Annotated in this window: 8 protein-coding genes and 1 pseudogene; 3 read left to right on the plus strand and 6 right to left on the minus strand. The window is 46.4% G+C overall.

Going from position 1 to position 12,854, the window contains the following annotated elements:
* From VIM87_RS29350 to VIM87_RS29365, 4 genes and pseudogenes are all read right to left on the minus strand, one after another.
* A pseudogene (locus tag VIM87_RS29350) lies at positions 1 to 692 on the minus strand (glycoside hydrolase family 65 protein); the annotation flags it as partial.
* A gap of 54 nt (positions 693 to 746) precedes the next feature.
* Positions 747 to 1,274 (minus strand): HlyD family secretion protein, encoded by a 528-nt coding sequence (locus VIM87_RS29355; RefSeq protein ID WP_332000423.1) that lies wholly within the window; start codon positions 1,272 to 1,274, stop codon positions 747 to 749.
* Positions 1,261 to 3,483, minus strand: a complete 2,223-nt coding sequence (locus VIM87_RS29360) for a peptidase domain-containing ABC transporter (RefSeq protein ID WP_332000424.1) — start codon at positions 3,481 to 3,483, stop codon at positions 1,261 to 1,263. Before VIM87_RS29360 ends, VIM87_RS29355 begins: the two co-directional genes overlap by 14 nt.
* 16 nt (positions 3,484 to 3,499) lie before the next feature.
* A complete protein-coding gene (locus VIM87_RS29365; protein WP_332000425.1) occupies positions 3,500 to 5,116 on the minus strand; it encodes a vitamin K epoxide reductase family protein in 1,617 nt (538 codons plus the stop codon).
* A 731-nt stretch (positions 5,117 to 5,847) separates the two neighbouring features.
* Here VIM87_RS29365 and VIM87_RS29370 point away from each other — a divergent pair.
* Both VIM87_RS29370 and katG read left to right on the plus strand, forming a co-directional pair.
* Complete coding sequence (locus VIM87_RS29370; RefSeq protein WP_332000426.1) at positions 5,848 to 7,407, plus strand: DUF6734 family protein; 1,560 nt, start codon at positions 5,848 to 5,850, stop codon at positions 7,405 to 7,407.
* A gap of 253 nt (positions 7,408 to 7,660) precedes the next feature.
* Entirely contained in the window at positions 7,661 to 9,940 is a 2,280-nt protein-coding gene (katG, locus tag VIM87_RS29375; RefSeq protein WP_332000427.1) for a catalase/peroxidase HPI, read from the plus strand.
* A gap of 73 nt (positions 9,941 to 10,013) precedes the next feature.
* Here katG and VIM87_RS29380 read toward each other — a convergent pair whose 3' ends face one another.
* A complete protein-coding gene (locus tag VIM87_RS29380) occupies positions 10,014 to 10,379 on the minus strand; it encodes a helix-turn-helix domain-containing protein (protein ID WP_332000428.1) in 366 nt (121 codons plus the stop codon).
* Between the two features lie 81 nt (positions 10,380 to 10,460).
* Here VIM87_RS29380 and VIM87_RS29385 point away from each other — a divergent pair, with 81 nt between their 5' ends.
* Positions 10,461 to 11,264, plus strand: a complete 804-nt coding sequence (locus tag VIM87_RS29385) for an alpha/beta fold hydrolase (protein WP_332000429.1) — start codon at positions 10,461 to 10,463, stop codon at positions 11,262 to 11,264.
* 137 nt (positions 11,265 to 11,401) lie between these two features.
* Here VIM87_RS29385 and VIM87_RS29390 read toward each other — a convergent pair.
* The coding region (locus VIM87_RS29390) for a DUF6377 domain-containing protein (protein ID WP_332000430.1) at positions 11,402 to 12,854 on the minus strand (1,453 nt) is incomplete at its 5' end.

The raw sequence follows: 12,854 nt of genomic DNA on the forward strand, positions 1-12,854 counted from the left end.
AATTTCATCAGGTGCATGTTGTTGTCCCACATTTCGTGGATCACGCGGGGCTCCTGTCCGTGCGGTTCACTAAACAGGAAGGTATTGGAAGCGCACATCAGCAGTTTACCGGTGGGTGATTTTGCGGTGGAGGTTAGCAGACTAATAACCACATGCGGACGATCAATTTCATTGTAATAATTCTGTACGTCCTTTAAGGCATCGGGTGCTTCCATTACACTGGCGCCGGTAATAGTAATATCTTTTTTAGGGGTGATGCTTACATCCATTAATACGGTGTAAGGCAGCTGCCGCAATGAATAGTAAGTATAGCGGATGGTGGCTTTATCACCATATTCAAAAGCCGTGGTAAAGACAGCCTGCCGCATATCCAGCTCCTGTTTAAAGCCGGTAATGCTTTTAGCGTCTATACGTCGGCCATCCACCTCCAGGTACATGTTCAGCAAATTAAAGCTGCGAAGGAAATTGCTCACGCGGCCGCGGCCATACAGGTCATACGCGCCGGCCAGCACCACGTCCTTTACCTTAAACGGCTCCGGCGATGAAACAATGCCGATCATACCATTGGCAACGGTAATGCCGTAGTAGTTGGAGGGATCGATCTGCGTAGCGCTGATCTTCCAGGGATCCTGGGAAAAGGAGCGGGGAGAAAAGAGCCATAAAAAGTTGAGGACAAGGAGCGCGCGTTTCATAATACTTATTTTCTATTAACCTGGCGGCAGGATAAATGTTAAGGTATGAAAAAATCAGCGGCTAACCTGTTTCTTTAAGTCAGCATAGAACCGTTCCAGGAGGGTGGTATGCGCTATAATAATATCAGCCCGGGCTGATAATCCGTTCTGATAGGGAAGGGTGCGGTTGGCGCTGGTATGCAGCCCTTTGGGTAACATTACTTTTGCCAGAAAGCCGCTGTCAGTGAGCGTAGTGCTAATGGATAGTATTTGTCCCGTTACTGTCCCGAATTGCTCATAAGGGTAAGCCTGGAATTTTATGATCACCTCCTGACCGGTTCTTACTTTGCTGATATTGTAGGCAGGTATCAGCATTTCCATAGGTGCATTAACTGCGTTTAAATGCGCGCTGGCCTTCACCCGTTCAGGATAGCGGATAAACCGGCACATAAATGCAATGAGGATGAGCAGGATGAAAAAGTAAACCGTGCCCCATCGTACAAAGTAGGGCGGCCGTTTTGCAATAAACGCTTCCAGCTCATTGTCCTGTTCAGAAGATGTACCGGCATCTGCGGGCGGGGAATAATGCTTATCCGTTTCCAAGTTCCAGCTGATTTTGTACGAGTTTAAAATATTTTCCCTTTTCCATTATTAGCTCAGCATGTGTGCCTTCTTCTGCAATCTGTCCGTTTTCCATCACCACGATCTTATCGGCATTTTTTACTGTGCTAAGCCGGTGCGCCACTACCACTACTGTTTTGCCTTTAAAGAACTGCTGCAGGTTTTCCAATATCACCTTTTCATTATTGGCATCCAGTGAATTGGTGGCTTCATCAAAGAACAGGAACCCGGGGTTTTTGTAAACTGCCCGGGCTATGGCAAGCCGTTGTTTCTGCCCGCCGCTTATTGCATTGCCGTCTGCGCCCAGCCTGGTATTAAAACCCAGTGGCAGGGATTCAATAAAAGACAGGATATTGGCTGCGCTGCAGGCATGCTGTAATCTTTCAGTATCTGCTTTGTCATCTGTTACCGTAATGTTCTTTTGAATAGTATCGTTAAATATAAACGGATCCTGCATAACGGCGCCGCTTACACTGCGCCAGTATTTTGGGCTGATGCTTTTGAAACTGGCAGAGCCCAGGAACAGGTCGCCGTTATAGTTGTCATAAAACCGCAGCAGCAGCTTTATAAGCGTTGTTTTACCGCTGCCGCTCATACCTACAATAGCGGTGACCTTGCCCTGCGGAATGTTCAGGTTAATGTTTTTCAGCACCGGCTCATTTCCTGCGCCGGGGTAGGTGAATGACAGGTCTTTCAGGCTAATGTCATGCTCCTGCGGCAAATGATGGCTAAGATCATTGTTTGGCGGTTCTTCATCTTCCAGCATGTGTATATCATTAAGCCTTTCCAGCGAGATCTTTGCATCCTGCGCCTGTTGTGTGAAGCCGATCAGCTGTTCAACCGGGCTGTTTAGCTGGCCTATGATATATTGAATAGCCAGCATCATACCCAGGGTTAGCTTTCCTTCTATGACCAGGCTGGCCACCACAAATGTGATGAGCACATTTTTGCCCTGGTTAAGAAAAAAAGCGCCCATCTGCTGGTACTGGGCCAGTGACAGACTTTTAAAATTCAATTTGAACAAACCGGCCTGTAAGCGCTCCCATGCCCAACGGTAGGTGTTCTCCGCATTATTAAGCTTTATTTCAGGCATGCCATAAACCAGCTGCATAGTAGCATTTGATTCTTTTGCCGAAATGGTAAAACGCTGGTAATCCAGCTGCCTGCGGTATTTCAGAAAAATACGGATCCAAAACAGGTAGAGCAGGCTGCTGGTTAAAAAAATAAAAAAAATAGTAGTGTTATAAAAAAGCAGCACAAATAGAAATACCACCAGGTTGATCACGGAAAACAGGGTGTTTAAGGCCGTGCCGGTTAAAAAGTTCTCTATGCGGTGATGATCACTAACACGCTGTATAATATCACCGGGATGCTTGCTGTCAAAGAATTGCAGCGGCAGCTTCAGCAGCTTGGTCCAAAAGGTTGACAGCAGGGATATATTTATGCGGGTGCTTATATGCAGCAGGATCCGGCTCCTGATAAATTCCACAATAGTTTGGGAAAACAGCAGCATGAGCTGGGCGGCAAGTATGATCTGGATAAAGGTGAGATCGCGGGTGTTGATCCCGGTGTCAACAATGCTTTGCGTGAGGTAGGGAAATAAAAGCTGAAGCATGCTGCTGATGAACAATCCCAGCAATACCTGGAAAAAAGAGCCGCGGTGCTCCTTTAAATAGCTGAGTAAATAGCGTATCCCGATCTTCCGTTGCATAACCTGCGCATCTGCATTGGCAGCAGTGTTTTCAAAATGCGGGGTTGGTTCCAGCAGCAGCACCATGCCTTTACCTGCCGGCTCCGTTTCGTCCGTAGCTGGTGGTATGGAGAGCCAGTATTTTAGAAAATCCTGTTTGTTCAGTTTGAGCAACCCATCGGCCGGATCGGCCACCACCAGCTTGTTTTTACTGGACGCAGGTGTTAATACCACAAAATGATATTGTTTCCAGTGAAGGATAGCAGGTAAAGGAACCTCATTAATAAGCTGCTCAAACGTAAGCCGGGCGCCAACGGATTTAAGCCCGATGCTTTCCGCTGCTTCCGCTAAGCCCAGCATGGAAACGCCTGTTTTGCCATATTGTGAGCTATTGCGGAGCCATTCCAGCCGGATGGAACGCCCATGATATTTTGCAACCATGCGCAGACAGGCAGGCCCGCAGTCCATAGCGTCTAATTGTTTGTAAAACGGGAACTTCAATTTCAGTTATTTAAATTCACAGTTCTTCCAGGAGGAAATATTTCAGATCGGTTAGATTGTATGTTCCGGGAAGCTGGTACCCGTTTAAAAAAAAGGTGGGTGTGTATTCAATACCCGATTCATCGCACCAGCGGCGCATGTGCTCTACCTTTTCATCCTGCTGCTGCAGGGATCCGTTCACCGGGTATTTGCCGGCAAATGCTGCGTAATCTTTTTTATCAGCAAGGTACCAGTCGTCCAATGCCTTTCTGATGGTTCCCGGATCGTTCATGGCTGCAATGGCCAGCAAATGTTTTGCAGGTTTACTGCGGATATCCGTTTCCTTGTTGGTGGCATTGAAAATGATCCTGACTTTCAGATCAGGCACGTCTTCAAGCAGCTTTTCAATCTCCGGATGCGCTTTGGCACAGGGACCGCAATAAGGATTGCAAACTTTTATTAACGTGTGCTTTGCTGCCGGATTGCCCAGGTCAATCCCCAGGCTGCCGGCAGGAACGGCCACCTGCTTTTGTTTCCTGAGCAGGGTCGCAAAAATTTCAGTATTAAACTTTATCCGTAAATAGTCCCGTTTCATATGTTTTGCTTCCCGGAGCTTTAAAATGAAGGGTTTTATAGTGAACCAAACAAGCAAAGGCAAGGCATATAATAAAAAGCTCTGCGCGAATATTGGGAAGCTGATCTCATGCACCGAGCCATATAAGTGGTTTGCCAGTACATTAATAATACCAGCAATAAGCAACGCCTGCACGGCAAGGCAAAGTACACACCATTGTTTTATCACCCGCCATTGGTAATAAACTGAAAAAACAGGGTAAGGCATTGCCAGCAGGTTAAACAGCGCAATAAGCGAAAGATAGGGCGGCATATGCTCCCCGGCGAAAACCATGCAAAGCAGGGCGCCGGCATAATAGCCAACACCGAGCTCGCTCCAGCTAAGCCAGCTGAAAACTTTTGCCCCTTTATGCGTAAGCACGGCAGTGCAGTTTCCGTTGGCAATGCCGGTACATACTTTATTCAGCAGCGGGTTATTCTTATCCATTTCGTACCATAATAATAAGGAAGATACCAGCAGCCCCGCAAGCGTAATGAAGTACTGCAAAATGGCGCCGGTGGCCGGGAAGATATTGGTTCCGGCATTTGCCAGGAAAATGAAAGTGGCCGCAACAGCTACTATAACCGGCGTTATAATACGAATGAATGTAAGGAGGCTTTCCTTTCGCTTGATCTTTTCATAATCCGGCTCGCCTGCATGGGTGCTGGGTTCTGCAATAAGGTAAATGCCATTCCAGCGCTTTATAAAGTCACTCCTGCTCTCCGTTGCTTCCTTTTTATAACTGTCATAAAGTGAAGAAACCTCATGGTCATTTATCGCAGTTACAACAGCGAGGGGCGTTTCCCGGTTATCGGTAACCGCAATAAAGGGGAGGGGCAATTCATCCATATTTTCCGGCACTATTTTTCCGGCGCCATTAGGCACCCCCCATTTATGCAGCACATCACTGACGCTGAGCAGGCTGGGCCAGTCCGGATGATTTTGCAGGGTTTCATTTACCGTGGAAGCGTTTACCCTTACGCGTAGCTGGTTAAGAAATGCAATGGTAGCTTTTACATTGGGTTCAAAAGCAAATAGCATGTTCAGATAAAAATTATTTTGAGTTCAGTAATGATCTGCGCTGGTAATGCAGCTGGCATAGATATAGTAAGCGCGGTGTGCTATTGCACCTTTATGGACCCGGAGAACGGACGGATAAAATATTGTTGTTGCATAATAAACTTAGTTTTAGTAGATTTAAAAAGTGAAATTCCACGTACCCGTGCCCGTATGTCAACTTCTTCCAAAGATTAAATTATAAAAATTAAAAGTAAAAACACTCAGAATAACTATGCCGTTTCGAAATTGTGTTAATTAATTCCGTCATGGATTTAATATGGGAAGATCAGCTGCCGGAACCATTCCGGCAAGGGGACCTGTTTTGTTCTTCAGTCTCTTATTTCTTGATATAAAACCCTTTTCAAATGAAAAAGATCGAACTGAAAACGCTAAAAATGAGCGTTAAAGACATGCTCACAAGAGAGCAAATGAGAGCCATAATAGCTGGCAGCAGTGGAGGCCTTTGCACTGCTAACTCCGCAGAACTGGGTAGCTTGAGAGTGAACTGTAATCAGATCCCGTACTATCACCTGGATAGGGTTATGGACAAGATCTGCTGCGTGCCTTGCCCGGATCCTACTTCTGATTGTATGGATGAGGCATGATATTTTTTTGAGCATCTGCCTGCTGCCTGGCCGGGTCCATTGCGATACGGCCGGCAACAGGCAGATCCTTTTTAACGGCATCTGTATAAAGGACAATTTTAAGCTTCAATGAGAATCGTTCAATCCTTTTGGTCCGGTGATAAGGATATCCTTCAAAATGACTTTGGCTGGTGTTCCGCTCAACATCATTTAATGGCCTGGGCGCTCAGCTGCCTGAAATTGAAAACGTACTATGACGACGTTCATTTATATACAGACACTAACGGATACAAGATCCTCATTGAACAATTAGGGCTCCCGTATACCCAGGTAGAGATCTGCTATGATAACATCCCGTACAATGATCTTTGGGTGCTGCCTAAGATCCTTACCTATTCCGCACAGCAGGAGCCGTTCATACATGTGGATGGCGATGTATTCATCTGGGGAAAATTTCCCGTAGAAATGGAGAATGCCGCCCTGTTAGCACAGAATTTTGAAATAAGTACTGAGTACTATGAGAATGCTTTAAAGCACATAGAAAATGATCTCAGTTACCTGCCTGATTTTTTACGGGCATCGTTAAGGAAAATCCCCATTTCATCCTACAATGCCGGCGTGCTGGGAGGAAGTGATCTTGCATTCTTTAAAGAATATGCGCAAACCGCGCTGGACATGGTTCACCGGAATTACGATAAAAGCAGGGCCGTTCATTCCGGGATCTATAATATTTTATGTGAACAGATACTTTTTGCGTCAATAGCTGCCAGAGATCAAAAAGAAGTAACCTGCTATTTTAAAGAGCAATATAAGGATAACGGGTATGCGGCCATGGATATCGCTGACCTTTCCTCCATTGGTTACCGGCTTAAATACATACATCTGCTTGGGCCACACAAAAAAAGCAGGGATAATTGCGAATTAATGAGCAGGTTGCTGTATAAGGAATATCCTGAGTATTTTGCGAAGGTAGTATCCTTATTCAGCCATGAGCACCGGTATTTTACAACAAAAATTAAGGAGGTCTTTCCAACTCCGGCTGCTGTAACCGGCAGCGGGAAAAGTACCGGAATATTATATCCCAGAACATCGTATGCAATTTCGTTGGTGGAGAAAAGCAATGAAAAACTACCCTCAGCGCAAATTGAAGAATATGTAACGCACACCAGCCGGAGCGTGGTAAAAGAAATTTTTAATTATGAGACTGACCTGTTAAAGCTGATCGCCGGTTGGAATGCATTGCCGGCAAGCCGGCTCTGTTCCATAGAGAATAGCTGCCCCGTTAATTCCGCGTTTTTCTTTTTGCCTAAAGAAGCACAGCTGAGCACTATAATAGAAAAGAATCATCTTTTAACAATTATAGAAACCCCTTTTGACTGGACATCAGGCCTGTCGGGCATAGCAGAAAGTGATCCGGATCCGGAGCTTACCTTTAATATAGCTTGTGCGCCTGAGCTGTTCTTTAATGGCTTTTCCGAAAGATCGATTGATGACCTGGAGTATAATATTTTAGCTTTACTGGATAGCGCCGTTCCCCTGGCAGCATTATTGAAAGCGCTGGAAGCATGTTTTTCTGCAGATGAAATTGAAAATGATCATGACAGCATTTATGAATTGGTGCTGATGAAGATCAAACGTCTTTCACTAAAGAAATTTGTTTTCATTAAAGAAGCGTGCCCGGAAATTTAATGTTAACAGCTCTCCACATTTAACAATTTACAAGTATATTTAGTCAGGCGTAAACAACGCCTGTTTAAGCACCGGTAATCTCAATGATATTTTTATACAGTATCCCCAGGGTAAACAGCCAGGAATTCCAATAATAGGTTTTAACTATTGAATTATAGAATTAATTGATTTTATCTATAGCTTCAATATCCTACTTTTATGAATCTGCACGAATATCAGCAAGTGTTCATTCAATACCCATAAACTTATAAAAATGGAAAAAGAGTCAAACGACATCAGTAAATGCCCCTTTCACAATGGCAGTCTAAAGCAGAATGTTGGCGGCGGTGGCACCAGGAACCGCGATTGGTGGCCCAACCAGTTAAAGCTGAACATTCTTCGCCAGCACTCACCCTTATCCAGTCCGATGGATGAAGATTTTAACTATGCCGAAGCTTTTAAAAGCCTCGACCTGGAAGCTGTAAAAAAAGATCTTCATGCACTCATGACCGATTCACAGGATTGGTGGCCGGCAGACTTCGGGCATTATGGCCCCTTGTTCATCCGGATGGCCTGGCACAGCGCAGGCACCTATCGTGTGGGTGATGGCCGTGGTGGCGCAGGCTCGGGACAGCAACGTTTTGCCCCGCTTAACAGCTGGCCTGATAACGTAAGCCTGGATAAAGCCCGCAGGTTGCTTTGGCCTATTAAACAAAAATATGGACGCAAAATTTCATGGGCCGATCTGCTGATCCTTACCGGTAATGTAGCGCTGGAATCAATGGGCTTTAAAACATTTGGCTTTGCCGGTGGACGTGCAGATGTATGGGAGCCGGATGAAGATGTGTATTGGGGCTCAGAAGCCACCTGGCTGGGTGGCGACCTGCGTTATGCGCATGGCTCCCCTGGTGTGGAAGGGCATGGCGTACTGGTGTCTGATGATGATGCGGACGGAGATGTCCACTCCCGCAACCTGGAAAAACCGCTGGCTGCCGTGCAGATGGGGTTGATCTATGTGAATCCTGAAGGTCCGGACGGTAATCCCGACCCTGTTGCTGCCGCTAAAGATATCCGCGATACTTTTGGCCGCATGGCAATGAACGATGAAGAAACAGTGGCCCTGATAGCAGGCGGGCATAGCTTTGGTAAAACCCATGGCGCTGCTCCCGCTACCAATGTAGACAAAGAGCCTGAAGCCGCGGGCCTGGAAATGCAGGGCCTGGGCTGGCGCAACAGCTATGGTTCCGGTAAAGGCGCCGACACAATTACAAGCGGCCTTGAAGTAACCTGGACAAAAACACCCACCCGATGGAGCAATAATTTCTTCGAAAACCTGTTTGGTTTTGAATGGGAGCTTACTAAAAGCCCTGCCGGCGCACACCAGTGGGTGGCTAAAGATGCAACCGGTATTATCCCGGATGCGTATGACGGTTCAAAGAAGCATTTACCCACCATGCTTACAACCGATCTTTCTTTAAGGTTTGATCCGGTTTATGAGAAAATATCCAGGCGTTTCCTGGAAGATCCCCAGGCATTTGCAGATGCTTTTGCCCGCGCATGGTTTAAATTAACGCACCGCGATATGGGACCCCGTGCACGTTACCTGGGCCCTGATGTACCGCAGGAAGAGCTGCTTTGGCAGGATCCCATTCCTGCAGTTGACCATGTATTAATAGATGCAAATGATATTGCAGCCCTGAAGGCAAAAGTGCTGGAATCCGGATTAAGCGTATCTGAGCTGGTTTCCACCGCATGGGCTTCAGCCTCCACCTTCCGTGGTTCCGACAAACGCGGCGGCGCTAATGGCGCCCGCATTCGCCTGGCTCCTCAAAAACACTGGCGGGTAAATAATCCTCCGCAGCTGCAGAAAGTGCTGGATAAATTAGGAAGCATTCAGTCAGCATTTAACAGTGCGCAACCAGGCGGTAAAAAAGTTTCGCTGGCAGATCTGATCGTACTGGCCGGCTGCGCGGGTGTTGAAAAAGCAGCGAAAGATGCAGGACAGGCGATCACGGTTCCTTTTACACCTGGCCGTACAGATGCTTCGCAGGAGCAAACTGATGTTGAATCAATAGGCCACCTGGAGCCCGCTGCTGATGGTTTCCGTAACTACCGCAAATTAAGGAACCCCGCAGTATCTACTGAAGCTTTGCTAATAGATAAGGCGCAACTGCTCACACTTTCAGCGCCTGAGCTAACCGTATTGGTTGGTGGTATGCGTGTATTGGATACTAATTTTGAAGGCGGCAAACACGGTGTTTTCACACAACGCCCGGGCCAGCTTACCAATGATTTCTTTGTGAACCTGCTGGATATGAACACTGCATGGAAAGCAGTATCCTCAGACAATGAATTTTATGAAGGCAGCGACCGTGCCACCGGTGCAATAAAATGGATAGGCACCCGTGCAGACCTGGTGTTTGGTTCCAGCTCAGAGCTGAGAGCTATTGCAGAAGTGTACGGCAGCGCAGATGCCCAGGAGAAATTTGTGAAAGACTTTGTAGCAGCCTGGAATAAAGTAATGAACCTTGACCGGTTTGACCTGGTTAAATAGCAGGATTTTGTTGTTTAAATAGTTAGTTAACAAAAGGGCGCCGGATCACGGCGCCTTTTTGTTGGGGGTAACCTCATCCTTTCTGTTCCCACTTTTTTCGTCCCCATAAGTGCAGCTGCTGCAATATTTCAAGCAGCCCTGCTGCTTTTTCAGTATGGATATAAACCGTTTGCTGTGGAACGGTATCGGCTATATGCTCTTTCAGCAGTAATCCTTCATGTACTAATTCTGACAAGCGTTTTCCCAACACCTGGTCTGACAAGGAGGGGAACACTTCTTTCAGGCGGCTGAACTGGTTCACACCGGATGATATGCTGCACAGGATCTGCATTTTCCACCTGGGGCTGATCATCGCCAAAATATCATTCACTTCATTGGAAGTAGCCAGCACCCTGAGGTTATGCGCATTTGAAGAGCTGGTTTTAATCGGACTCGCCATAGATCTGATTTAAAGGCTCACTTTCGGGTGAGTTATTGATAGCCATATAAGGCAGGGGTAAATTTGCAGAAAAAAAATAAAATGGATATCAAAAAAATCAGACGGGTGTTTATCGGCGTTGTTTTATCTGTTCTCTTTCTCACAGATGGTTATGCTCAATCACAGCAAACAAAAGCTCCGGTTTATGTACTGGTACATGGCGCATGGCACGGCGGATGGTGCTGGCAGCGGATCAGCAGTATCCTGAGGGAAAGCGGGGCAATCGTGTACACACCTACCCTGAGCGGCCTCGGTGAACATAAGAACATTTTAAGCACGGCTATCAATCTTGATACGCATATCTCGGACATCGTTAACCTGATAGAGATGGAAGATCTGCATAATGTTATATTGGTAGGTCATAGTTATGCAGGTACGGTTATCACCGGGGTTGCGGACCGGATCCCGGAGCGGCTCAGTAAGCTGGTGTACCTGGATGCAATACTGGTGGAGAACGGGCAAAGTGCATTATCCATCCAGCCGCCATCCGTGGAGGAGGTTATGAAAAAGTCTGCCGCAAAAAACGGCGGATTGTCAATACCCGCATGGCCTGCAACCATATTCGGCGTGAAAGATACAGCAGATGCCCGCTGGGTTGATGCCAGGCTTACAGGGCATCCTTTTAAGACATTTTCACAACCCCTGACATTACATCATCCTTATGGGAATCATCTGCCACTGATCTTTATCGCCTGCACTACAGATCAGCTGCCTGCGATTGTTCCGTTTGCAGAGAAGACCAGGAAAAGTAAAGATTGGAAATACTATGAGCTGGCAACGGGTCATGATGCGATGATAACGGCGCCCAGGCAAACAGCCGCTTTGCTGGGATCTTTTGCGAAGTAGGTAAGGAGCGTAGTTATCCGGCATGCCGGGTAGCTACGTTTCCTTCGATATTTAAGGTATTTTATGTTAAGGTTTTCGACATCAGGGCATGCTTATGTCGAAAAAATAGTATGATTTCATCATTACATGGCTGCGCCTCACTGATGATTACTCTCAATAAATTTAATCTCCATGATCTTCTGCTCAAAATCATTGGCCGGCACCAGCGCCCGTGACTTGATCCGCATTTTATAAGTATACACGGTGCTAACGCTGTAATCCAGTATTTTGGCGATGGCCTCATGCTCATGGATCCCCAGGCGCATTAAGGCAAAGATCCGGAGCGTGGCATTAAGCGTTTCCCCGGATTTGGGCCAGATCTGATCTTCCTTCTTCAAAAGCGCATTAAAAGAGCTGATGAAATTAGGGAACATGGTTAAGAAAACGCTGTCAAGCATATTGTATAAGTTCCCTTTTTCTTCTTCAATATGAACATTGTTTAAAAACTGGGTCACCTCTTTATATTTCCCCAGCTTAATATTATGCAGGGTTTGGTGCTTTATTTTATCCAGCGTTTCTATGTAAGATGAACAGGTTTTAAAAAATAACCCGATCAGCTGCTCCTTTATTTTGGAAGATTCCCACAGCTTTCCGTTCACGCTTTCCAGCTCATGGTTCTTTTCCTTGATCATCAGCTCATTGGCCTTGATGCGCAATATTTGCCGCCGGTAAATGACCAGCAGGAAGAATAAGATAACGGCAACGATCAAAAAGGTCAGGAAACCAATGAGCAGCTTGTCCCTTTCATGTTGTTTCTCATCGATCAGCTTACCCGCAACCAGGGGTAACATGGATTCAATTTGCACGGCACGGTTCCTGGCGCCATAGAATTTGGCGTTGCGGGCAGCTTCCTGCAAAAAAATATAAGCGTCGTTTGTTTTACCCAGCTTAAACAGCTCCTGCCCCAGTAGAAAGATGGCCAAGGTTTCCTTAGTAGAGGAGCGCACATCATTCATCACTGCCAGCGCAAGAAAAAGGATCCGGTCGTGCCCCGTATAGGCAAAGCTGATCCGGGTAGCCACCATTGCAATGCCGTGTTCAGGCAGGCCACGCTGTATAATATAATTATAGAAGAAATCGGGCGTTAGCTTTTTGTCCCTTATTGAATCCGGAAGAAAGGCCAGGTCGATCGTTTTCTCGAAATCATTGGAAGGGGTAACAATTTCGGCACTTTTAAAATCATTCTCCGACTGCTTGTAATAGTTCTGTGAAAAATAGGCATCATTATCATAGTCGGCAATACCGGCATGCAGCCGCGCCCGCAGGATCAGGTATTCGGTTTTAAGGGCATTGGATAACCCGCTGGTATCTATTTCCCCGGTAACATCAAAAGCTTCCTTGTAAAATCCCGAATTCAGCAAAATGCTTCCCAGCAGCATCTTGCTCTGGGTCAGGGAGTCCTTTTTCTGGAACTGCTCCGAAATTTCGATCATCCTTTTCACGTAAACAAATGCCGAATCGAACTTAAAGGAACGGTATTCTTCAAAGATCCTGGAATAAAGGCCGAACCGGGCATTAAAATCTGTGCGGTTGGTATGAAGCAGCTGAAGC

Source organism: Chitinophaga sp. (assembly GCF_036569125.1).
Classification (GTDB): Bacteria; Bacteroidota; Bacteroidia; order Chitinophagales; family Chitinophagaceae; genus Chitinophaga.

What these genes read in the sequence shown, in the direction of transcription:
- VIM87_RS29365 (WP_332000425.1), bottom strand. Translation starts at nt 5,116, where the DNA reads ATGCTATTTGCTTTTGAACCCAATGTAAAAGCTACCATTGCATTTCTT.
- VIM87_RS29380 (WP_332000428.1), bottom strand. Translation starts at nt 10,379, where the DNA reads ATGGCGAGTCCGATTAAAACCAGCTCTTCAAATGCGCATAACCTCAGG.
- VIM87_RS29370 (WP_332000426.1), top strand. Translation starts at nt 5,848, where the DNA reads ATGAGAATCGTTCAATCCTTTTGGTCCGGTGATAAGGATATCCTTCAA.
- VIM87_RS29385 (WP_332000429.1), top strand. Translation starts at nt 10,461, where the DNA reads ATGGATATCAAAAAAATCAGACGGGTGTTTATCGGCGTTGTTTTATCT.
- katG (WP_332000427.1), top strand. Translation starts at nt 7,661, where the DNA reads ATGGAAAAAGAGTCAAACGACATCAGTAAATGCCCCTTTCACAATGGC.